Genomic DNA, 21,761 nt, shown 5'->3' with positions numbered 1-21,761 from the left:
CGCCGCCCGGAGACGCGACTCGGAGCGCGATCGGCCGGTGGCGGGCGAGCGGCTGCGAGAATCAGGTGTGAGCTCGGACTCGGCGACAGCGGCGGAACGTCTCCTACGGCGCGGGCGCGCACTGGAGATCGCGACACTCGCCTGGAACGTGGTGGGGGTCGTCGTGCTCGCGGTGCTCGCCGTGAGCGCTTCATCGGTCGCGCTGCTCGGCTTCGGGCTCGACAGCCTGATCGAGATCGGCGCGAGCACGGTGGTGCTGTGGGAGCTCTCCGGCACCGGCGAAGCGCGCCAGCGGCGGGCCCTGCGCTTGATCGGCATCGCCTTCGTGCTGCTGGCGGCCTACCTGTTCGTGCAGTCGTCGCTGGCCTTGCTCACGGCGCATCACGCCTCGCCGAGCACCGCGGGGATCGTGTGGACGGGGGTGACCGCACTGGTCATGTTCGCCCTCGCCTTCGGCAAGGCGCGCACCGGGCGGGCGCTCGGCAATCCGGTGCTGATCACCGAAGGCCGGGTCACGCTCATCGACGGCGTGCTGGCCATGACCGTGCTGCTGGGCATCGCCGCGGACGCCGCACTCGGCTGGTGGTGGGCCGACCCGGTGGCCAGCTTCGTGATCGTGTACTACGCCGTCCGCGAGGCCGTGCACATCTTCAGACCGGCGCCGGCGTGACGACCCGGATGCGCCGGCTCAGTCGGCGCGACGGCGCAGCCACGCCCGCGCCAGCAGGGCCCCGACGAGAGCGCCGAGGGTGTTCGCGATGACGTCGTCGACGGTGCCGTAGCGGCCGGGGAGCAAGAAGAACTGGGCGGTCTCGATGAGCGACGACACCCCGAAGCAGATGAGGACGGCGAAGCCCCAGCGGTGCCGGCCGAACAGCACGCCGATGAGCAGACCGAGCGGCACGAACATCGCCACGTTCGCGAGGAACTCCACCTGCGCGTAGTTGATGAACATGAGCACGTGCAGTTTGTGCACGGCCCGGAGCAGCGCCAGCAGCGTCGAGTGCGAAGGGGCGTCGACAGGCGTCGGCCACGCCACGATGAGCAGCACCACGAGCGAGTAGGCGATGAGCAGCCCGGCCGCGATGGGCCGCGCGTGCCGGCGTGACGGAGTGGGGGAGGAAGGCTTCGGCGACGGCCGTGGCGACGACGCCGTCGGCATGGTCAGGGCGTCTCGCTCTCGAGCGACAGGGGCAGCAGCAGTCGCTGCGTACCCGGCTCGGGCACTCCGCCCGCGCCGCCGCTCTCGCGCACCCGGTCGAGCTCGCTCGTGAGCGGCACCACCACGACGGTGTCGCGCAGCAGACCGTCGACGTCGGCGGCGCCGAGCCCGGCCAACAGCGTTCGCCACAACGCCTTCAGCTCGCGACGGCTGTCAGCGGCCTGCAGCCCGCGGTTCTCGGCCTCGAACAGGCCCAGGCTGGCGTTCAGGATGATGCCGGTCGCCGCGCTCACCTCGGTCGCGTCCGGCAGCTGGCCGAGCCGCACGGCCTCGTTCAGCTGTGTTCGCGCCGAGGCCCGCCATCCGAAGGCCCCCGGCGGCAGCTCGAGGCCGTTCGACTGCCGCTCGAGCAGCAGCCGCAGTGCCGCCAGGCCCAGCGGGTTCTCGCGAGCGTCGAGCGCGGCCGTCAGCAGCAGGCTCAGCAGCCGGGGCACGCCGGGCCGCACGCCGTTCTGCACGGCGACCCGCAGCTCTTCCCAGCGCGCGTTCTGCAAGTGCACGACGGCTGCCGCGAGCTCTTCTTTCGAGCGGAACTGGTGGTAACCCAGCGCCGACTTCGGCCGGCCCATCGCCTCGGCGATCGACGCGAAGCTCGTGCCCCGGTAGCCGTGCACGCCGAACTCCTGCGCGGCGGCCTGGATGATCTGCGCGCGGGTCTCGGCTTTCTGCTCGTGTCGCGTCGGCATCGCCCCAGCGTACCGGGCGCACCCGGGAGCCCGATCCACGACGAGAGGGCGGTGCGCCGACACCGGGCGTTTTCGCTATACGATCGCCTTGTGGCGAACGTCGGGGGGATCCCGAGCATGCAGGCGGGGCTCGCTCCGGCCATCCTGGCGCGCGCCGTTCTCGTGACCGGCACTTGTGTCGATGTGGTGTCGGATCCCGGCACGCGGGCCACCTCCGAGACCTGGGAGTTCCGGCTGCACCTCGGCGACGGTGACGGCCTGGTCGTGGCCGTCGACCGCGTCGCGCTGCCCTCGCCGACCACGGCCGAGGTGCTGCACGAGGCCGCCCGGGCCATCTACGAGCCGCACGGCCTCACCATCGCCCACATCTCCGCGCGCCCCCGCCTCGGCGTCTTCACCGCTCAGGTGCATCGGGCGCCCCCGCCCTCGTAGGCTTGTTCCAGGGGGAGACGATGACACTGGGGATGCCGCACGGCTCGGGCGCGGAGAGCGCGGCGAACGCCCTCTCCCGCGCCACCCTCGCGCTCGGCTCGAGCGCCCTCATCCTGGCCGCCGCCCTCGTGGCCCTGCGCAGCATCAACGCGCACGGGCCGGGGCCCTGGCCGGCGCTGCTCCTGCTGATCCCGATCGCGGCGCTGATGGTGACCACCTTCGTGCGCCGCGACCTCCCGAGCATGATCGCGTATCTCCTGCTCGGCAGCGCGAGCATCGGCGTCTACACGGCCGTCATCCTGCACGACGCCACGAACACGATCGCCGACTCGCCCTACATCCTCGCCCTGCCGCAGATCGCCTTCATCTACACCATCGCCCCCACCGTTCTGGGTGCGCGGGCGCTCGCGTTCATCGTCGCGGCCTACGTCGCCGGCCAGGCTGCCACCCTTCTCGCCGCGCTGAACGCCGGCGTCGCCCTCTCCTTCGACTTCATGACCGCTGCGGCCGCCGTCGTGATCACCGTCACCTCGGGTGTCAGTCTGCTGCTCGACCGCCGCAACGGCCGCGAGCTGCGCACCGTCGAACGCGCGCTGCGGGACACGAGCGCGATGAGCTATCAGCAGGAGATCGAGAGCCAAGTCGTGGCCCTCTTCCACGACACCGTGCTGAGCGAGCTCACGGTGCTCTCCCACCAGCAACCCGGGCCCCTGACCCCGGCGCAGCAGGCCGCGCTGCGCCGAGACCTCGCGATGATCGCCGACGGCGCCTGGTGGCCCGACGACGAGGCCGCAGCCTCGCCCGACGACGGCATCCCGCCCCGCGTCGCCGCCGTCTTGGCCGAGACCCGCGCCGGCGGGTTCAGCGTCGACGTCGCCGGAGACCTCGCCTCACTGCACCGGCTCACGCCGGCCGTGGCCACCGCGGTGTCGCTCGCGCTGCGGCAGGCGCTCGTGAACGCGCGGCAGCATTCCGGCGTGCAGCGCGCCGAGGTCGTGGTCGACGGGGCTCCGGATGCGGTGGTCGTCATGGTCTCCGACGCCGGCCGCGGCTTCGACCCGGCCGCGGTGCCGCCCGACCGTCTCGGGGTCGCCCAGTCGGTGCTCGCGCGCATCCGCGACGCCGGCGGCGAGGTGCAGCTCTGGACCGCGCCCGGCAACGGCACCGCCTACATGTTCACCCTGCCGGTGGCGCCCGAGCACGCCTGGGAGGCCGAGGAATGAGAGGGTTCCTGTTCTGGCGCGGGGTGCCGCAGCGGTCCGATCCGGTGACCGCCCGGTCGCTCTACCCCCTGATCGTCTGCGCGGGCGTGGGGGCGCTCGCCTACGCCCTCGTGCGGACGGTCGGCGAGGTCGACGCCATCACCGACCCGTTCTTCGCCCTGACGGCGCTGTTCTTCGTGATCGCCGCCACGGTGCTGCTGATCGTGGTGACCGACCCGGTGAACACTCCCGTGCGCTTTCTCGGCTTCGGCGTGGTCATCGCGGCGGCGAACCTCGCCAGCGTCGCCGCGAGCCTCGGGACCTGGGGCGTACCCGGCCACTTCTGGCAGAACTGGGGCCCGCTCGTGATCGGGGTGTTCATCCTCGCGTTCTCCGAGTTCCGGCCCGGGCGCGACCTCGCGCTCGCCACCGTCGTCTCCTGCTTCGTGGTGGGGGCGATGGCGGGCCTGCAGACCGCACTCGGCCCGGCGGACGGGGTGCTGCCGTTCTCGTCGTCGATCATCGCCGTGATCCCGGTGGTGCTCTTCGGCGTGGGCGCCTCGGTGTTCTCCTACCGGCTGAGTCTCGGGCTCTCCCGGGTGGCCGAGACCGCTGCCCGGGAGCAGAGCGGACTGAGCCGGCGGGTGCGCATCCGGCTGCGGGAGCTGCTGAGGGAGTCGGGGCGCGAGGCCCTGTCGGTGGAGCTGGTGCCCTTCCTCGAGGGGGTGCTGGAGCGGGGCGAGGTCACCGAGGCCGACGCTGCCCGGGCCCGCCGCATCTCTGCGCTGCTGCGCTCGGTGATCATCACCGACATGGGGCTGCCCTGGCTCGAACGGCTGGCCCGCGCGCATCCGGGCGACCTCGTGGTGCACGACGACACCGCGCTCGCCGACCGCTTCACGATGGAGCAGAAGGTGGCGCTCAGGGCTCTTCTGGCAGCCCTTCTCGCGGCCCGCGCCGAGCAGCTCGGATCGGCGCCGGGCGAGGCCCCCGAGGCCCCCGGTGCTGCCGGTGCTGCCGCCAGGGCCGCAGCGGCCGCCTTGGAGCCGCCCCACGTGCGCGTGAACGGGGTGGGGCGTCACCGCAGCGTGTTCGTTCGTGCGCCGTTCGACGGCGGCGACACCGCCGTGCGCTCGCAGTTCGGCACCGCCATCACGGTCATGAACTCGGTCTTCGGGCGCGCCAACGTCACCGTCGGCGGCGGCGAACTCCGGATGCTGTTCGCCTACGAACCCGAGTCGTCGATTCCGTCGTAGTCGCGGCTGCGCGGCTGCACCACCGGCATCTCGTCGATACCCGAGCTGAGGCGGGCGATGGCCGCTTCGGCGTCGTAGTTGGGGTCGGGCACGATGAACGCCATGATGATGGCGTGGTAGGAGATCGCCGCGAGCGACACCTCCGCCGGCCGGCCCTCGTTGTCGACGTTGTAGCGCGCCTCGACGAGGTCCGGGATGGTGGTCCGCGAGATTCCGAGGCCCTCGATGATGGCCGCGGCCGCCACCACCAGGGGGCGGTAGTCGTCGTTGAGGTCGGGGCGCAGGCGGTAGCCCACCGCGGGAACGATGTTGCGGTAGAACACCTCCATCTGGTCGAGGAAGGCCAGCTCGCTGTTGCGCAGCGCCTCGATGATGCGCTCGCGCACGCGCGTGTCGGGATAGGAGAGCGCGGTCGACGAGAGGGCGACGTAGGTGCGCCACTGCACCGAGGAGGTGACCGATTCGAAGTTCTGCTCGGCGGCGATACCGGTGACGTCGACGAGGATGCGGCGGCGGCCCTCGGCGGTGCGCAGCTCGTCGGCGCGGAAGCCGAGGTACTCCCAGGTGGCGACGAGCGATTCCTCGTCGGCCCGGCCCGGAGAGACCTGGTTGGCCACTTCGCTGAGGAGCTCTTCGAAGAACGCCTCCTTCGACTCCCAGATCCGGTACACGGAACTGCGCGGAACCCCGGCCTCCTTGATGAGGTCGTCCATCAGCAGGTGCTCAAAACCGACCGTGAGGCCGTTGGCCTGCACGAGGGACATCGCCGTGTCGAGCAGCTTCGTGCGCACTTCGTCTTTGGGCACCCGGGTGCGGCCGGCTCCGGACTTCGTCCAGCTGTTTTCAGACATAGTTGCCCCTTCTCAGCACCATTTTGAGACATAACGTCCCAAGTTGCAAACGAATTGCCGCGCTTCTATGCTCGGGACAACGGCAGCGTGCTTCGCGCGGACACGCCGGACGGCCATCCACTCCTTGATTACGGAGGATCTGAAGTGCTCCGGTTGATGACTGATGTGATGGCAAAGGCTCGGAAGCTGACCGGTGTCGCGAATTGATCGTTCGGTAACCAACGCGGAGGTCATACCGGTCATCGCCGATTCCGCCGCGTTCGCGGCCGACCCCGAGGCTCGCCTCGCGACGGGGATCATCGGCATCAACGGTGTCGCGCTCCCCGGTTTCGAGACGGCCTACCGGGAGCACTTCGAGTTCCGGCGGCGCGTCTACGTGGATCAGACCGGCCAGCTCGCGCCGTCCGACCTCTCCTCCGACGGCACCGACCGCGACGACGACGACGCCCGCTCCATCACCTTCGGTGTGCTCGAGAACGCGCCCGACGGCGTGCGCGTGGTGGGCGTGGCCCGCACCATCATCAAGGGGAACGACGGTACCGACCGGCCCCTGCCGGTGGAGGAGTTCTGCCCCGAGCTGTTCGCCGACGACCCGCTCGACCTCGGCAGCGTCGAGGTCTCGCGCGTGATCGCGCGGCACGAGCGCGTGGCCATGCAGGAGCTCATCCAGTGGCACCTGTTCGCCCTCATGTCGGCCTACTTCTCTGGCCACGACGTGGGCCGCACCTTCGCCATCATCGAGCCGTGGCTCGAACGCCACCTCGCGGGCTGGCTCGCCATCTCGCGCATCGGTGAGCCCCGGTACATCGAGCACTACCTCGACTACAACCTGCCGGTCGAGTTCGACCTCGCCGGATCGGCCGCGCGCATCACCGAGCGCAACGCCACCATCCTCGGCACGCTGATGGCGGCCGACGGCGAGCTGGAGTACTTCGGTCGGGTCTCGCGGGCGCAGCGCGAGGCAGCGGCCGCACCCGCGCCCGTCGCGGAGTTCGCCGCGACGGCGGCGGAGCCGGCGACGGCCGTCGACGGCGGATGAAATCGCTCGGCTCCCCGGAGTTCGCCCGCAACTACGGGTTCTGGAACGAGGCGGAGCAGCAGGCCCTGATGGGCGCCCGGGTGGCCATCGCCGGCGTGGGCGGCGTCGGCTTCCAGGTGGGCCTCAAGCTCGCGCGCATGGGCGTGGCGAGCTTCAGCATCGCCGACCCCGAGGACTTCGAGCCGCAGAACGCCAACCGGGTGCCCGGAGCGACCACGGCGACCTACGGTCGTGCGAAGGCGGAGGTGTTCCGCGAGCAGGTGCGCGAGATCAACCCGGCCGCGGTCGTGCACATCTACCGCGACGGCGTGACGGTCGAGAACGTCGGCGAGTTCCTCGACGGGGCGACGCTCGTGTTCGACGAGTCCGAGACCACGCATCCTGAGATCGGCACCACCATCGCGCGCACCGCGCGGCTGCTCGGCATCCCCGACCTGCTCGTGGTGAACGTGGGGTTCGCCGCGCAGGTGACGGCGTTCCATCCGCGCAGCCGCTTCACCTTCGAGCGCTTCATGGGGCTCCCGGCGGAGGCTTCACTCGAGGAGATCGCGGCCTCCACCGTGGACTACTCCAGGTTCCTGCCCTACATCCCGCCCTACAGCGACCTGCGGGGCCTGGTGGCCATGACCACGGATGCGCCCGACGGCTCCCGCATCTCGCTTCCGTCGATCTCGCCCGGCGTCGACCTCGCGAGCGCCATCGGCACCACGCAGGCGTTCCTGCACCTCACGGCGGCGGCCGGGGTGGACAACCGCCGCCGCAAGCCCATCTGGGCTCCCCGGCTGGCCTACCTCGACGCCTACTCGCTGCGCGGGCGCGTGCTGCGTGCGGGCCGCGTCGCCCACCTCCGGCACGTTCTGCGCGCCGCCGTGCGCGACCGTTTCGGCCGCAACCCCCGCGCGGCCTACAGCCACGACGACATCGCGCGCCGCGCCTCCGGCTCCGAGTAGCGGCAGCGCGGGTTGAGGAGGAGCGACGCGGGCTGTTAGTGTCGTGGGGCTATGAAGAGATGACGCCCCTCCGTCCCGCGCCCGAGGCCGGCTGATCGCGATCGCGGTCGCCAGCGCCCGGCGGGATCCCTCGTTCTTCGAGAAGGGCGGCCTCCGTGGCCCACCGCGACAACTCTGCCTCTGCGCCCGCAATCGGGCCTCTGCACCACACCACCGGCGGCCCGGAGCATCTGCGCGCCGACGGCGTCTCGCACGCGTACGGCGATCTTCCAGTGCTCTCCGGCGTGAGCATCGTGGTCGACCCCGCCGAGCGTCTGGGCCTGATCGGCGAGAACGGGGCCGGCAAGTCGACCCTGCTGCGCATCCTGGCCGGCGTCGAGGTCCCGGATGCGGGACTCGTCTCGCGTCCGGCATCCGTGGGCCTGCTCTGGCAGGAGCTGCCGGCGCCCGACTCGCAGACCATCGGCGCCCTGCTCGACGACGCACTCGCTCCGGCCCGCGCCGCCGTACGCGAGCTCGAGGAGGCGGCTCTCGCGCTCGCCGGGCCTCCGGCGGGCGAGGATGCCGGGACCGGGGCCGGGGCGACGGGGGACACCGCGGCGCGCTACGCGAACGCGCTCGAACGCGCCGAGCGGCTCGACGTGTGGGCCGCCGAGGCGCGACGCGACGAGGTGCTCGCCGGGCTCGGCCTCGCGGCGCTGTCGTTCGAGCGCCGCCTCGGCGAGGTGAGCGGGGGCCAGCGATCCCGCCTCGCGCTCGCCGCCCTGCTGCTTCGCGCCCCCACGGCGCTCGTGCTCGACGAACCCACGAACCACCTGGACGACGACGCCGTCGACTACCTGCGCCGCGCCGTCGTGAACTGGCGCGGCCCCGTGGTGTTCGCGAGTCACGACCGGGCCTTCCTCGACGACGTCGCCACCACGGTGGTCGACATCGACCCGGGCGCCACGAGCCCGGCCCGCCGCTACGGCGGCGGCTTCAGCGACTACCTCGCGGTGAAGGCGGCCGAGCGCGGCCGCTGGCAGCAGCACTACGAGGCCGAGCAGCAGGAGCTGGTGCGCCTCCGTGCGGCGGTGGACATCACCAGCCGCCAGGTCTCGCACGCGGCCCCGCGTCGCGACAACGAGAAGATGAACTACGGCACCACCGGCAATCGCGTGCAGGCGCAGATCGGCCGGAGGGTGCGCGACGCCCGCGGCCGACTCGACGCGCTCACCGCGTCGCAGACCCCGAAGCCGCCGGCCCCGCTCTCGTTCGCGGGCATGCCGCACGGCGCGCATCCGCTGCCCGACGACGCGGGGCCGCTGCTGGTGCTCGACGGCGCCCGCATCGACGGCCGCCTCGCCTCCGTGAGCATCGCCGTGGAGCCGCGCTCGCGCATCCTCGTCACCGGAGCGAACGGCGCCGGCAAGTCGACGCTGCTCGGGGTGCTCGCGGGCAGGGGTGCGGGAGGCGGTGCGAACCCGGGCGCGGGCGTCGGGCTGGAGACCGTCGACAGCGGCACGGTGTCACGCCGCCGGGGACTGCGGGTCGGCCTGCTCACCCAGGACGTGCGCTTTGCCGACCCGGATGCCTCACCCCGCGTCCTCTACCGGCGGGCTCTGGGCGAGGCGGCCGCCGAGCGCATCCCGCTCGCCTCCCTCGGGCTGTTGGCCCCGCGCGACCTCGACCGCGCTGCGGGCGCGCTCTCGGTAGGACAGCAGCGCCGGCTCGCCCTCGCCATCATCGTGGCGAAGCCGCCGCACCTCTTTCTGCTCGACGAGCCCACGAACCACCTCTCGCTCGGCCTCGCGGGCGAACTGGAAGACGCGTTCGGCGACTATCCGGGCGCGGTCGTGGTCGCGAGCCACGACCGGTGGCTGCGCCGGCGCTGGAACGGTGAGGTGCTGGCGCTGCGAGGCGCGTCAGCCGTCGAGGCGCCTCAGACCGCGAGACGCGGGATGGGCCCGGTCGCCTCGACCGGCGTGTAGTTCTCGGCCGCGTCGGCGGGCGAGGCGTACGGCCCCGACCACGCGAACCGGTCGTGCCGGTGCGTCAGCTTCATGTGCCAGCCGTCTTTCAGCAGATAGACGGTGGCCAGCGGCGTGCTGGTCTCCGGGTCGTCGCCCGCCCGCCCGAGCGTGGCGATGGTGCCCGTCTGCGCGAAGATCACAATGTCGTTCACGATTCCCCCGATCGATTCCCCTGTTCTCATTATCGAGCGTATCCACCCCGTATTGACACTGTGTTACGAGAATAATAAGAATCCGAGACGCCGCCGAGGGTGCGACGACAGGCTTCTGTCAACCCGCTTCCGTGAACCGCCCGACCGTGTAATGTGAGGCCAACGGGGACGTCTGAGGCGGGCCTGGATCATGGCCGTAAGGGTAACGGCTCAACATGGCAGGTCCGTTGGCGTCTCCTTGCGGGATGAGAGTATCGGGTCCTCTCATCCCGCTAAATTCTTTAAGCCCGCTCGGTGGTCCGGCCCGCTACGGTGTCTGGGTGAGACTGAATCGCGTGCACCACATCGCCGTCATCGCCACCGACTACGAGCGGTCGAAGGCCTTCTACCTCGACATCCTGGGGTGCACCCTCCTCAGTGAGGTCTACCGGGCCGAGCGCGACTCGTGGATGGGCGACCTCGCCCTGAACGGCGAGTACCTCATCGAGCTGTTCTCCTTTCCCGATCCGGCCGTGCGCCCGAGCTGGCCCGAGGCCACGGGCCTGCGCCACCTCGCCTTCGAGGTGGACTCGGTGGCGGAAGCGCGGGCCGAGCTCCTGGCGGCGGGAGTGCCCTGCGAGGAGCTGCGCACAGACCCGCACACGGGGCGCGCGATGATGTTCTTCACCGACCCCGACGGGCAGCCGCTCGAACTCTACGAAGCGGCCCCCGCTCTCTGAGCGCGGCCGCCGCCGGCCGCGGCGCGGTCAGGATGCGGGCAGCGCGCAGCGGTAGAGCGTCGACGCCCCGAGGATGAACAGGTCTCGCCGGTGATCGACCCCGTCGGGGTTCGCCGGGTCGAGCAACCACTCGAGCGTGGCCACGTCCTCGTCGTTCAGATACTGCCGGGTGTCGCCCGTGAGGTGGTGCTGCAGCGTGGAGCGGATGTGCGCGCGGGCCTCGTCGGAGACCGGCGCCGGGACATCCCAGAGAAAGCTCTTCGTCTCCTCCACCACGAGCCCGGCGCTCTCGAGCACGACGTTCCAGCCGTAGCGCGAGGTCACCGGATGCTCCAGCTCGCGTCGCATGCCCGTGAACCGCGCCGACTCCGCGGCTTCCAGTCGCGACATGAGGCCCGGGCGGCCGTGCCCGAGCTCGAAGGGCAGGCAACTGGTGGGCAGGCCGCCCTCGCCGACGATCAGGCGGCCTCTCGGCGAGAGCCGGGCGGCGAGCATCCGGAGCCCCTCGACCTGGTCGGGGAGGTGGTGGGCCATCTTGCGGGCGATCACGAGATCGAACGGGCCGGGCTGGCTCCCCGGATCGAGCGCGTCGCCGTGCTCCACGAGCACGCGGTCGCCGAGCTCGAGCGAGGCCACGAGCGAGCGAGCGGCGTCGAGGGACTCGTCGTCGTGGTCGGCGCCCACGATGTGCGTGCGCGGGGCCGCGTCGGCCAGATAGGGGAGCAGGCCGCCCGGGCCGCAGCCGATGTCGAGCACGGTGGCGTGGGCGGCCGGGTCGATCCACGCGGTCATCGCCTCGTAGAGCGCGGCGGAGAGGCGATCGGTCGCCTGGATCTGCGGAACCCAGCTGTGTTCGTGGGCCATGGTGTCCACCGTTCTCGTGTTCTGCTCGCTCGCGCCGGACGCGCTCTGATCATTGTGCACCTTGACGCCCGTTCGAATATCTGTTCGAATGTCGGCATGCGTTGGACCGGCCAGACCCTCGACTCGGAAGCACCGTCCACCCTGCCCGGGTTGGCGCGTTTGAACAACCTCGTGCGCTCGGTGCAGACACCCGAGTTCGCGGGGATGACCTTTCACGAGGTGCTCGCCAAGAGCGCGCTCAACCATGTTCCGGGCGCCAGCAAGGTCATGCCGTTCGCGTGGACCGTCAATCCCTACCGGGGCTGCTCGCACGCCTGCGTCTACTGCTTCGCCCGGCCCACGCACAGCTATCTCGAGCTCGACGCCGGCAAAGACTTCGACCAGCAGATCGTGGTGAAGCTGAACGTGGGCGAGGTGCTCAAGCGCGAGCTCGGCAAGAAGTCGTGGGAGCGGCATCCGGTGGCCCTCGGCACCAACACCGACCCCTATCAGCGCGCGGAGGGGCGTTACGCCCTCATGCCCGGCATCATCGACGCCTTCGTGAGCTCGGGCACGCCGTTCTCGGTGCTCACCAAGGGGTCGTTGATGCGCCGCGACCTCGAGCTGATCGCCTCGGCGGCCGAGGTGGTGCCCGTGAGCCTCGCGATGTCGATCGCGATCTACGACGACGAGCTGCAGCAGTCGATCGAGCCGGGCACCCCGAGCACGAAGGCGCGGCTCGCCACGGTGACGGCCGTGCGCGAGATGGGCCTGGAGTGCCAGGTGTTCCTCATGCCGATCTTGCCGCTGCTCACCGACACGAACGAGCACCTCGACCGGGCACTCGGCCTGGCGGCCGCGGCCGGGGCGTCGAGCGTGGTCTATTCGGCCCTGCACCTCAAGCCGGGGGTGAAGCAGTGGTACTTCGCGTGGCTCAGCCGCGAGCATCCCGAGCTGGTCGCGCCCTACGCGCGTATCTACGCCAAGGGAACGTATGCGCCCAAGGAGTACCGCGATTGGCTCGCCGCCCGAATCAAGCCCCTCGTGCGCAAGCACGGATTGCAGCGCGGGCGTCCGTCGGAGGTCACCGGGGGAGTGGCGCCCGGGGTGCCGCTCGCCCGGCCCGGCCGCGCCGATGCGCTCACCGTGCCGAGCTTCGGGCCGGTGGGCGACGCGCAGCCGATGCTGTTCTGAGGGCGACGCCGGATGCGCTTGAAGACGCCGAAGAGGCTTCCCGTCGAAGGCCGCCCGTTAAAGAAGGGCGGCCGGCCGCAGGATGGGGAACCGAGCGGCCGGCCGAGTCGATCGGCCATTGAGGATGGGGAATCTTCGGCCGATCTGCAATTCGGGTGAACTGATGAATCAATGGTGCGCTCCGAAACCGGGAGTTGACCGCATAACAGGGGTCAATTCACCCTCGGAGTCACCCTCGAATGAGGGCATAGGGTGTTCGAGTGGCGAAACTGTACTTCCGATTCGGGGCGATGAACAGCGGCAAGAGCACCGCGATGCTCCAGGCCGCCTTCAACTACGAGGAGCGCGGCCAGCAGGTGCTGCTCGCGAAGCCCGCGATCGACACCAAAGGCGACGTGCAGATCGTCTCCCGGCTCGGCGTAACCCGTGACGTCGACTTCCTCATCGCACCCGACACGGAGGTGCGGGTGGAGTTCGCCGCCCGCCGCGAGCAGGTGCTGACCGAGACCGGGGTCGACGTGAGCTGCCTGCTCATCGACGAGGCCCAGTTCCTCAGCCCCGCCCAGGTCGACGACGTCTTGCGCATCGCGATCATGGACGGCGTGCCGGTGCTGGCCTACGGCATCCGGAGCGATTTCCAGACGGCCGGCTTCCCGGGGAGCATCCGCCTGCTCGAGATCGCCCACAGCCTCGAAGAGCTGAAGACCATCTGCCGCTGCGGCCGCAAGGCCATCTTCAACGCCCGCAAGGTGGGCGACTGGTATCTCTTCGACGGCGCGCAGGTGGCCATCGACGGGGAAGACGTGACCTACGAGTCGCTCTGCGGGGCCTGCTACCTCGAGGAGTCGCACGGGGTGCTCGGCCGCGCCTGAGCGCCGCCGGGGCGGAACGGGCCCCGAATGCTACCTTTAGCCGTTGGAATCGAACACCAGGGGGCAGCAATGCAGAACACATCGACCCGGATCCTCGCCGCCGCCGCGCTGGCCGCGGCCGCTGCACTGGGTCTCGCTGCCTGCTCTTCGGGCTCCGGCGACAGCGGAGCGGCGACACCGACCGCGGTGGCGCCGTCGAGCAGCGCCTCGAGCACGGCGGGCTCCGCCGGCATGCTCCCGCCCATCATCGTGAACGTCGCCGACATCGACGGCACCACGGTCGACGTTCCGCTCGGCAACACCATCGACCTCGTGACGGCGAGCGGCGAAGACCCCACGGTCTGGACCGCCAAGATCGCCGACCCCGCGATCGCGGAGTTCGTGCCGGGAAAGAACGACGGCAGCGCCACCTTCAACCCGGGCATCACGCCGCTCGCGGTCGGCTCGACCGACGTGGTGCTGTCGAACCCCACCACCGACGCGCGGGTGTCGTTCACGGTGAACGTCACCGCCGCGAAGTAGCTGCGGGGCGGCGTCGGTGACCGAGCCCGTTCCGCCGGGCGCCGGTGAGGCGCATCCCGTTCCGAACGGCCGGCGTCCGCTGCCTCCGCTGAACCCGGTGCCCGGCGAGAGGGCCCCGGCTCCACGCGCTCAGCGCGACCCCCTGATCGAGCGAGTGGCGGCGCGCGTCGAGGGCCGGCATCCGGGCTGGGTGGTCGAGCACTCCTTCGCCGCCGGCTGGATCTGGTTCCTGGCCTGGTCGCTGCTGCTCGTGCCGGCCTGGTTCCTGCAGTGGCACGCGGCGGTGTTCATGGCGATCGGCGCCGTGGCGAGCCTGCCCACGGTCGTGGCCAGTTCGATCTGCCTCTGGCGTACGCCGGAGTCGCACCTTCGGCGGGAGTCGTCGGTGCTCGGGCACTTCCTCTCCCGGTTCTTCGCCTACGTGTTCGGCTTCGGAGTGTGGACCCTCTCCGTGGTGGTCAGCACCGTGCTCGCACTCGTGCTGCCCTCGCTCGACCGCCACAGCGACGCGAGGGCGATCGCGAACGGCTTCGACATCCTCGTGGCGTCCATTCCGCTCGTGGCCTCGCTGCTGCTCGTCATCCTGACCGTGCGGTGCGCCTACTTCCTGTTGCGGCTGCGCGGGCTGGCGCGCCGCCCGAGCCACACGCGGATGCCCGAGCACTTCCTGAGCGAGAGCCCGCGCACGCACCGCCTGCTGATCGGCCTCGCGCATCCGCTTCTGCTCCTCGCGGGAGGGGGGCTCACCTCGCTGATCATCGTCGTCGCCACGGTGATCGACATCACGCTGCGCTTCGTCTCGCAGGTCTGAGCGCACCGCGCGCCGCGCCCGGGAACCGCTGCCGGGGTTGCTGGTCGAGGGCCTCGGGGGCAGGGTTGAGGACATGAAGAGTGTCTCGTATGCCGGTCTGACCTTTCAGACCGCCGATGCCATCGCCGATGCACTCCTCCAGCTCGCCGCGGCGCTCGGGCAGAACGAGCGCGCCGAGACCGTGGACATCCCGGTGATCGACGACAGCGGGAGGCCCACGTCGGTGCAGCTCGTGATCGGCCCGGCGAGCCAGTTCATCAGCCGCCCGGTGGAGTCGCCGTTCGACGATCCGCAGGGCGAGGAGATCATCGACTACCTGCAGCGGCGCACCCGGCTGCTCGACCTGCCCCGCGCAGCCGCGATGTCGGTGAGCGAGTTCGACCGCTTTGATCTCGACACCCCGAGCTGACGGAGCTCCTGGCGCCGCGGCGTGACGGGAGACGCAAGAAGCCGGTCAGAGAGTGATTCTCTGACCGGCTTCTTTCTGTCGGGGTAGCGGGATTCGAACCCACGACCTCCTCGTCCCGAACGAGGCGCGCTACCAAGCTGCGCCACACCCCGAAGTGGTTCGCCGTGTCTGGAAGACCCGGCTGAGGCCTCAATAAGGATAGCCGATATTCTCGCGCTCCGGGACCGCCCCGCTCAGCGGGAACGCGCCGTGAGGGTGAGCAGGCTCGCCTCGGGCGGGCAGGCGAAGCGGACGGGGGCGTAGATCGAGGTGCCGAGCCCGGCCGACACGTTGAGGAACGCCGAGTGGAAGCCGTGGCGCCAGAGGCTCAGGCCCTTCACCTGCCTGCGCGGGATGTCGCAGTTGGTGACGAGCGCGCCGTAGCCGGGCACGCAGACCTGCCCGCCGTGGGTGTGCCCCGCGAAGATCAGCTCCGCGCCGTGGGTGACGAAGGAGTTGAGCACGTACTGGTAGGGCGCGTGCGCCACGCCCACCGTGAGCCGGGGACCGCGGTCGTCTTCTTCGCGCAGCTCGTCGAGCGCGCCCGGGATGCGGTCGAGTCGGTCGAAGTGCCGGTGCGGGTCGTCGACGCCGAAGAAGTCGATGATGGTGCCGTCGATCTCGACGGTGGCGGCCGCGTTGTTGAGGCCCTGCCAGCCGAGCGAGGCGAAGTAGCTCTCGAGCGCTGCGGTATCGAGCCGTTCGGCTTCGTGGGCGTGCTTCGATGGGCCCATGAAGTAGCGGAGAGGGTTCTTGAACGTGGGCCCGAAGTAATCGTTCGAGCCGTTCACGTAGACCCCCGGCACGCCGTGGAACACGTCGAGGGCCGCCTGCACGCCGCGCAGTCCGTCGCGGTGGCCGAGGTTGTCCCCGGTGTCGACGATGAGATGCGGGTCGAAGCGCGCCAGGGCCCGCACCCAGGCCTGCTTGTCACGCTGCCATGGGGCCATGTGCAGGTCGGAGAGGTGCAGCACGCGGATGTCGGCGGCGCCCGGCGGGAGCACGGGCACCGTCGCGGTGCGTAGCGTGTAGCGCTTCCGCTCGACCGCGGCGCCGTAGGCGAAGGCGCCGAGGCCGGCCGTGGCCGCTACTCCCAGAGCGGCGGCCACGGCCCGCGACGTGCGTGTCACTTTGTGGTGATGCGGAGTTGGTCGGTTCCGTACCGGATCACGCTGCCGCCACCGGGGTTGGTGCCGGTGACGATCGAGTTGTCGTTGTTCGGGCCCTGCACGATGATCTGGTTCGCTTCGATGCCTGCGCCGGTGATGGCGGCCTTGGCATCTTTCAGGGACTTGTTGTTGACATCCGGAACCGTGCGGAGCTGCCCGTTCGAGGTGTAGACCACCACGGTCGAGCCCTTGTTCGTCTGGCCCTCCGGATTGCTGCTCGCGACCGTGCCGGCCGCGGCGGTGCCGTCGACCTGACCGCCGTCCTGGAAGTCGAAGCCGGCGGCCGTGACGGCGGCCTTGGCCTGGTCGATGGTCATGCCTGCGAGGTTCGGGATGGCCACCTTGACGCCGTTGAGCAGGGTCTGATCGGGCGCCGGGAAGGCGTCGCCGCCGTACTTCCCGTCGGCATCGGTCATGTACTGCTTCCAGATGTAATGGCGAACGTTGCCGCCGGAGTTCCCGGCGATCGTGGTGTTGCGGATCGAGACCTTGCCCACCACGTTGCCCACCCAGACGGCGGTGGCGAGGGTCGTGCTGCCGCCCACGAACCAGGTGTCCTTCTCGGAGTCGGTGGTTCCGGTCTTGCCGAAGTGGGGGATGCCGTCGTTCGGGTTCGACAGCGTCGCCGTTCCGCCGTTGATCACACCCTGCAGCGCCGTCAGCATGGTGGAGGCCACGTTCGCGGGAACCGCCTGCGAACAGGTGGACGTGGGCGCAGGGAGCTCTGCGCCGTTCGCGTCGAGGATCTTCGAGATGGCGATCGGGGTGCAGAAGTTACCGTCGGCCGCGACGCCGGCGAAGGCGGCGGCCATCGTGAGGGGCGCGACCTCGTTGGTTCCGAGCACGTCGGACGGGAACTCGGTGAGCGCACTTCCGTCGGCGCGATGCACTCCGAACGACTCGGCCGTCTTGCGGATCTCGCACTGGTCGAGCTTCTGCGCCATGCGGAGGAACGCGAGGTTCACCGAGTTGGCCGTCGCTTGCATGACCGTGACGTTGCCGGGGTTCGAGCCGCCATCGTTGACCACGGCGTACGGGCCGGAGTTCGGGTCGTTCAGGCAGCTGTCCTTGAACTGCGCGAGGTTCAGCGTGCCGGCGTTGCCGTTGATCACGTCGTTCAGCGAGTGACCCGTCTTCAGCCACTCGGCGAGCGTGAAGATCTTGTAGGTCGACCCCACCTGGAAGCCGGTCGATCCGCCGTAGTCGAAGTCGGTGCTGTAGTTGATGGCGGTGGCGCCGTCGTTGGTGGCCGTGACGTCGGGGTCGGCGCTGAAGTCCTTGTTCTGCACCATCGCGAGCACCTTGCCGGTGCCCGGCTGCACGGTGACGAGCGAGGAGCCGAGGTCGAAACCGGCCTCGGCCTTCGACTTCGGTACGTAGCTGTTCATCGCCGCCATGGCCGCGTTCTGCAGGTCCATGTCGAGCGTGGTGTAGATCTGGTAGCCGCCGGTCTTGAAGTTGTTCCAGCGGGTGTCCTCGTCGGCGCCGAACGCGGGATCGTTCTTCACGATGTGCGTGACGTAGTCGCAGAAGAAGCCGGCCGCGTAGTCGTTGGCGGTCTGGCATCCGGTGGACGGCTGCGAGATCTTCGGGGTCACCGGGGTGGCGATGGCCTCGTCGTACTGCGCCTGCGTGATGGTGTGCTCCTTGAGCATCGACGGCAGGACGTCTTTGTCGCGACGGGCCTGGTTGTCGGCCACGTTGGCGGGGTTGTCGATGTTCAGGTCGTTGGGCGCGTTCACCGTGGCCACGAGGCTCGCGGCCTGGGCGATGGTGAGGTCGGAGGCGTTGACACTGAAGTAGTACTGCGCGGCCGACTGGATGCCGTAGACGCGGCCGCCGAAGGGAGCGATGTTGAGGTAGCCGAGCAGGATGTCGTCTTTGGAGTACGACTTCTCGAGGCCGATCGCGAGCTTCATCTCTTTGAGCTTGCGGTCGATGGAGGTCTTGGTGGCCTCGGCGTAGGCGGCGTCGCGCTGCGCCGGGTCCTGGATGGCCTCGGCCTTCTGCACCTGGATGTTGCGCACATACTGCATCGAGATGGTCGACGCGCCGCTGGCCGAGGTGCCGGCGGCGTTGCCGGCCGCCGCACGGAGGCTCGACGCCACGTCGACGCCGCCGTGGGTGTAGAAACGCGGGTCTTCGGTGGAGACGACGGCGTCTTTCACGTACTGGGAGATCTGGTCCCAGCCCACCTCTTCGCGGTCCTGCTCGAACACCGAGGCGAGCAGCACCGGGGTGCCGTCGCTCTTGGTGGCGAAGATGTTGGTCTTCTGCGCGAGGGTGTCGGGCTTGATGTAGCTCGGCAGGTTCTCGAACATACCGATGGAGTTGTTCGCGGCAATGCCGGTGACAGCGAGTGCGGGCGTGACCATGGCTGTGACGAGGATGCCCGCGATTGCGCTCATACCGACGATGCCCAGAATGGCTCCGACCACACCGCTAGCCGAGGCTTTTGGGGCAGACATAGGATCAAGGGTAAGTGACAAACCTGCGATTAGCCGTGAAAGGGGCCCCGTGCCTGCCTGGGAATACGTTACGACGCCACTGATGATCCACAACACCGCCGCGATTCTCAACACCTGGGGTTCTGACGGCTGGGAGCTGGTGCAGATCGTGACCGGGCCCGAGGGAGGGCTCGTCGCCTACCTCAAGCGGCCCGCCGCGACCGCCGGGGCGGGTGCCTGATGTCCGAGCTGAGCATCCGTCTCTCCGAACTCGGCGTCGAGATCCCCACCGTCTCCGCACCGGCAGGGGCCTACGTGCCCGCCGTGGTCACGGGGAACCTCGTCTACACCGCCGGCCAGCTGCCGTTCGTGGGGGGAGTGCTTCCCGCCGTGGGCAAGGTGGGCGAACTCCCCGGCCTGGTCACGCCCTCCGAGGCCAAGGCGCTCGCGCAGACCGCCGCGCTCAACGCGCTGGCCGCCGTGCAGAGCGCCATCGGCTCGCTCGACCGGGTGACCCGCATCGTGAAGGTCGTCGGGTTCGTGTCGTCCGACCCGTCGTTCTCCGGGCAGCCCGGGGTCATCAACGGCGCATCCGAGTTCCTGGTCGACGTGTTCGGCGAGATCGGCGTGCACGCCCGCTCGGCCGTGGGCGTCGCGGTGCTGCCGCTCGACTCGCCCGTCGAGGTGGAGCTCATCGTCGAGTTCGCGTAGCGCTCCGGTCCTCCTCGCGAGTCGCCAAAAAACGCCCTAAAGCCTGCGGCTTAGGGCGTTTTTTGGCGACTCGCGAGGAGGACTACTTCATGGTGTCGGTGATGGCCGACATCACCATGGTGTCAGCCAGGGTGGTGGTGTCGCCGACCTCGCGGCCCTCGGCGACATCGCGGAGCAGGCGCCGCATGATCTTGCCCGAGCGCGTCTTCGGCAGCTCGTTCACGATGAAGATCTGGCGAGGGCGCGCGATGGCGCCGATCTGCTGCGCCACGTGGGCCCGCAGCACGCTCGCCGCGTTGTCGGCGTGGGCGGCATCCGCGTGGCTGGCCCGCGTGATGACGAACGCGACGACGGCCTGGCCCGTGGTCTCGTCGCTCGCGCCGACCACCGCCGCCTCGGCGACCATCGGATGCGAGACCAGGCTCGACTCGATCTCCGCGGTGCTCAGGCGGTGGCCTGACACATTCATCACGTCGTCGACCCGGCCGAGCAGCCAGATGTCGCCGTCCTTGTCTCGCCGCGCGCCGTCGCCGGCGAAGTAGGTGGTGGGCCCGAACTTCGACCAGTAGGTCTCGATGAAGCGCTCGGGGTCGCCCCAGATGCCGCGGAGCATGCTCGGCCAGGGCTGCGTGATGACGAGCAGGCCGCCTTCGTCGGCGCCGGTGGAGTGGAACCGCTCGTCGACCACGTCGATCTCCACGCCCGGCACCGGCACCTGGGCGCTGCCCGGCTTCAGGGTGATGACGCCGGGGAGGGCCGAGATCATGATGGCGCCCGTCTCGGTCTGCCACCAGGTGTCGACGACGGGGGTGGTGCCGCCGCCGATGACGTCGCGGTACCAGACCCAGGCCTCGGGGTTGATGGGCTCGCCCACGCTGCCGAGGAGTCGGAGGCTCGACAGGTCGAACTGCTGCGGGATCTGACGGCCGAGCTTCATGAAGGTGCGGATGGCGGTGGGTGCGGCGTAGAGGATCGTCACCTTGTGCTTCTGGATGATCTCCCACCAGCGCCCGGGGTGCGGGGTCTCGGGGGTGCCCTCGTAGAGCACCTGGGTGGCGCCGTTCGCGAGCGGGCCGTAGACGACGTAGCTGTGGCCGGTGATCCAGCCGACGTCGGCGGTCGACCAGTAGACATCCGTCTCCGGTTTGAGATCGAAGACGTTCTTGTGGGTGTAGGCCACCTGGGTGAGGTAGCCGCCGCTCGTGTGCAGGATGCCCTTGGGCTTTCCCGTGGTGCCGCTCGTGTAGAGGATGAAGAGGGGGTTCTCGGCCGGGAAGGCCTTGGCCACGTGCTCGGTGTCGACCTGCGCGATCTCGTCGTGCCACCAGAGGTCGCGGCCCGGAGTCCAGTCGACGTCGTTGCCGCCGCGCTTCACGACGAGCACGTTCTGCACCGTGCTCGGGGTGATCTCGCCCTCCATGGCGAGGGCGGCGTCGACCGCGGGCTTCAGCGGGAAGACCTTGCCCTTGCGGTAGCCGCCGTCGGCGGTGATGACGAGCTTCGCGCTCGCGTCGTCGATGCGGGCGCGCAGGCTCTCGGCGCTGAAGCCGCCGAACACCACGGAGTGCACGGCGCCGATGCGCGCCACGGCGAGCATGGCGATGACGGCTTCGGGGATGAGTGGGAGGTAGATGGCCACGCGGTCGCCCTGACGGATGCCCAGGGCCGTGAGCAGGTTCGCCGCCTTCTTCACCTCGGCGGTGAGCTCCGCGTAGGTGAAGGTCGTGCTGTCGCCGGGCTCGCCCTCCCAGTTCAGGGCCACGCGGTCTCCGTTGCCGGCCAGCACGTGGCGGTCGAGGCAGTTGTAGGCCACGTTGAGCTCGCCGTCGTCGAACCAGGTCGCGAAGGGCGGGTTCGACCAGTCGAGGGTGCGGGTGAAGGGCTTGTGCCAGTGCAAGGACCTGGCCTGCTCGGCCCAGAAGGCGAGCCGGTCTTCGGATGCCCGGGCGTAGATCTCGGGCTGGGCGACGGCCTGTTCGGCGAACTCCTCCGCCGGCGGGAACCGCCGCGATTCGTGCAGCAGGTTGTCGATGTTGTTCACCGTCATGCGGATAGTCGCTCCTTCGCGAGTCACAGAACCTCTTCGACGATACTGCACCCGGTGCGGGGCGGGGTTGCAGAGTGTTGCCTGCTGTGACGGGGGCGGGGTGGGGCGGGGCCGGTGTCTGGGTCTGGTCGGTCTCTGGGCCTGGCCGGGGGCAGGGCCGGTGTCTGGTCGGGCCT

The 21,761-nt window shown here is 69.9% G+C and carries 23 protein-coding genes and 1 tRNA gene; 15 read left to right on the top strand and 9 right to left on the bottom strand.

What is annotated here, in order from left to right; translation table 11 throughout:
* The first annotated feature begins 67 nt into the window (after window positions 1-67).
* On the top strand, window positions 68-670 hold the full coding sequence (locus VD659_RS02130) for a cation transporter (RefSeq protein WP_423259497.1): 603 nt from the start codon (window positions 68-70) through the stop codon (window positions 668-670).
* An 18-nt stretch (window positions 671-688) separates the two neighbouring features.
* On the opposite strand, the gene VD659_RS02125 is transcribed toward VD659_RS02130, so the two are convergent.
* Complete coding sequence (locus tag VD659_RS02125) at window positions 689-1,162, bottom strand: VanZ family protein (RefSeq protein ID WP_423259496.1); 474 nt, start codon at window positions 1,160-1,162, stop codon at window positions 689-691.
* A gap of 2 nt (window positions 1,163-1,164) precedes the next feature.
* Window positions 1,165-1,908: a TetR family transcriptional regulator gene (locus VD659_RS02120; RefSeq protein ID WP_423259495.1), complete on the bottom strand. Its 744-nt coding sequence runs from the start codon at window positions 1,906-1,908 to the stop codon at window positions 1,165-1,167.
* 90 nt (window positions 1,909-1,998) lie between these two features.
* Between VD659_RS02120 and VD659_RS02115 the strand changes: the two genes are divergently transcribed.
* From VD659_RS02115 to VD659_RS02105, 3 genes are read left to right on the top strand one after another with little or no spacing between them, the layout of a single operon-like run.
* Window positions 1,999-2,340, top strand: a complete 342-nt coding sequence (locus tag VD659_RS02115; protein ID WP_423259494.1) for a hypothetical protein — start codon at window positions 1,999-2,001, stop codon at window positions 2,338-2,340.
* Between the two features lie 20 nt (window positions 2,341-2,360).
* A complete protein-coding gene (locus tag VD659_RS02110; RefSeq protein ID WP_423259493.1) occupies window positions 2,361-3,563 on the top strand; it encodes a sensor histidine kinase in 1,203 nt (400 codons plus the stop codon).
* Window positions 3,560-4,798, top strand: a complete 1,239-nt coding sequence (locus tag VD659_RS02105) for a hypothetical protein (RefSeq protein ID WP_423259492.1) — start codon at window positions 3,560-3,562, stop codon at window positions 4,796-4,798. The genes VD659_RS02110 and VD659_RS02105 overlap by 4 nt, the downstream gene beginning before the upstream one ends.
* On the opposite strand, the gene VD659_RS02100 is transcribed toward VD659_RS02105, so the two are convergent.
* Window positions 4,768-5,649 (bottom strand): TetR/AcrR family transcriptional regulator, encoded by an 882-nt coding sequence (locus tag VD659_RS02100; RefSeq protein ID WP_137836974.1) that lies wholly within the window; start codon window positions 5,647-5,649, stop codon window positions 4,768-4,770. The two genes, VD659_RS02105 and VD659_RS02100, sit on opposite strands and share 31 nt — an antisense overlap.
* Before the next feature lie 193 nt (window positions 5,650-5,842).
* On the opposite strand from VD659_RS02100, the gene VD659_RS02095 reads away from it, so the two are divergent.
* The 3 genes from VD659_RS02095 to VD659_RS02085 all read left to right on the top strand — a co-directional run bounded on the left by VD659_RS02095 (window position 5,843) and on the right by VD659_RS02085 (window position 9,608).
* The gene (locus tag VD659_RS02095) at window positions 5,843-6,688 is read left to right on the top strand and encodes a hypothetical protein (RefSeq protein WP_423259491.1); all 846 of its coding nucleotides are present in this window, start codon (window positions 5,843-5,845) and stop codon (window positions 6,686-6,688) included.
* Window positions 6,685-7,638 (top strand): ThiF family adenylyltransferase, encoded by a 954-nt coding sequence (locus VD659_RS02090; RefSeq protein ID WP_423259490.1) that lies wholly within the window; start codon window positions 6,685-6,687, stop codon window positions 7,636-7,638. Before VD659_RS02095 ends, VD659_RS02090 begins: the two co-directional genes overlap by 4 nt.
* Before the next feature lie 155 nt (window positions 7,639-7,793).
* Window positions 7,794-9,608 (top strand): ABC-F family ATP-binding cassette domain-containing protein, encoded by a 1,815-nt coding sequence (locus tag VD659_RS02085; protein ID WP_423259489.1) that lies wholly within the window; start codon window positions 7,794-7,796, stop codon window positions 9,606-9,608.
* Here VD659_RS02085 and VD659_RS02080 read toward each other — a convergent pair.
* On the bottom strand, window positions 9,560-9,802 hold the full coding sequence (locus VD659_RS02080) for a hypothetical protein (RefSeq protein ID WP_423259488.1): 243 nt from the start codon (window positions 9,800-9,802) through the stop codon (window positions 9,560-9,562). The two genes, VD659_RS02085 and VD659_RS02080, sit on opposite strands and share 49 nt — an antisense overlap.
* 320 nt (window positions 9,803-10,122) lie before the next feature.
* Between VD659_RS02080 and VD659_RS02075 the strand changes: the two genes are divergently transcribed.
* Window positions 10,123-10,521, top strand: coding sequence for a VOC family protein (locus VD659_RS02075; protein ID WP_423259487.1), 399 nt, complete (start codon window positions 10,123-10,125; stop codon window positions 10,519-10,521).
* A gap of 27 nt (window positions 10,522-10,548) precedes the next feature.
* On the opposite strand, the gene VD659_RS02070 is transcribed toward VD659_RS02075, so the two are convergent.
* Window positions 10,549-11,385: a class I SAM-dependent methyltransferase gene (locus tag VD659_RS02070; RefSeq protein ID WP_423259486.1), complete on the bottom strand. Its 837-nt coding sequence runs from the start codon at window positions 11,383-11,385 to the stop codon at window positions 10,549-10,551.
* A gap of 96 nt (window positions 11,386-11,481) precedes the next feature.
* Between VD659_RS02070 and VD659_RS02065 the strand changes: the two genes are divergently transcribed.
* The 5 genes from VD659_RS02065 to VD659_RS02045 all read left to right on the top strand — a co-directional run bounded on the left by VD659_RS02065 (window position 11,482) and on the right by VD659_RS02045 (window position 15,172).
* Window positions 11,482-12,558, top strand: a complete 1,077-nt coding sequence (locus VD659_RS02065) for an Rv2578c family radical SAM protein (RefSeq protein WP_423259485.1) — start codon at window positions 11,482-11,484, stop codon at window positions 12,556-12,558.
* Between the two features lie 260 nt (window positions 12,559-12,818).
* A complete protein-coding gene (locus VD659_RS02060) occupies window positions 12,819-13,430 on the top strand; it encodes a thymidine kinase (RefSeq protein ID WP_423259484.1) in 612 nt (203 codons plus the stop codon).
* Between the two features lie 69 nt (window positions 13,431-13,499).
* Entirely contained in the window at window positions 13,500-13,952 is a 453-nt protein-coding gene (locus VD659_RS02055; protein WP_423259483.1) for a hypothetical protein, read from the top strand.
* A 16-nt stretch (window positions 13,953-13,968) separates the two neighbouring features.
* Window positions 13,969-14,763 (top strand): hypothetical protein, encoded by a 795-nt coding sequence (locus tag VD659_RS02050; RefSeq protein WP_423259482.1) that lies wholly within the window; start codon window positions 13,969-13,971, stop codon window positions 14,761-14,763.
* A gap of 73 nt (window positions 14,764-14,836) precedes the next feature.
* Window positions 14,837-15,172 (top strand): hypothetical protein, encoded by a 336-nt coding sequence (locus VD659_RS02045; RefSeq protein ID WP_423259481.1) that lies wholly within the window; start codon window positions 14,837-14,839, stop codon window positions 15,170-15,172.
* A gap of 78 nt (window positions 15,173-15,250) precedes the next feature.
* Here VD659_RS02045 and VD659_RS02040 read toward each other — a convergent pair.
* From VD659_RS02040 to VD659_RS02030, 3 genes are all read right to left on the bottom strand, one after another.
* Window positions 15,251-15,324 (bottom strand) — tRNA-Pro (locus VD659_RS02040).
* 81 nt (window positions 15,325-15,405) lie between these two features.
* A complete protein-coding gene (locus VD659_RS02035) occupies window positions 15,406-16,341 on the bottom strand; it encodes a metallophosphoesterase (RefSeq protein ID WP_423259480.1) in 936 nt (311 codons plus the stop codon).
* Window positions 16,338-18,788 (bottom strand): transglycosylase domain-containing protein, encoded by a 2,451-nt coding sequence (locus tag VD659_RS02030; protein ID WP_423259479.1) that lies wholly within the window; start codon window positions 18,786-18,788, stop codon window positions 16,338-16,340. The genes VD659_RS02035 and VD659_RS02030 overlap by 4 nt, the downstream gene beginning before the upstream one ends.
* Window positions 18,789-18,930: 142 nt before the next feature.
* Between VD659_RS02030 and VD659_RS02025 the strand changes: the two genes are divergently transcribed.
* Together VD659_RS02025 and VD659_RS02020 are read left to right on the top strand one after the other, a co-directional pair.
* A complete protein-coding gene (locus VD659_RS02025) occupies window positions 18,931-19,068 on the top strand; it encodes a hypothetical protein (RefSeq protein WP_423259478.1) in 138 nt (45 codons plus the stop codon).
* Window positions 19,068-19,538, top strand: a complete 471-nt coding sequence (locus tag VD659_RS02020; RefSeq protein ID WP_423259477.1) for a RidA family protein — start codon at window positions 19,068-19,070, stop codon at window positions 19,536-19,538. Before VD659_RS02025 ends, VD659_RS02020 begins: the two co-directional genes overlap by 1 nt.
* 82 nt (window positions 19,539-19,620) lie before the next feature.
* Here the strand turns inward: VD659_RS02020 and acs are convergent, their stop codons facing one another.
* Entirely contained in the window at window positions 19,621-21,585 is a 1,965-nt protein-coding gene (gene acs, locus VD659_RS02015; RefSeq protein WP_423259476.1) for an acetate--CoA ligase, read from the bottom strand.
* Window positions 21,586-21,761: the final 176 nt, after the last annotated feature.

The sequence above is a fragment of the Herbiconiux sp. 11R-BC genome (assembly GCF_049472555.1).
GTDB lineage: Bacteria > Actinomycetota > Actinomycetes > Actinomycetales > Microbacteriaceae > Herbiconiux.
The sequence above is the reverse complement of the archived record's forward strand: the minus strand, read 5'-3'. Positions and strand labels throughout refer to the sequence as shown.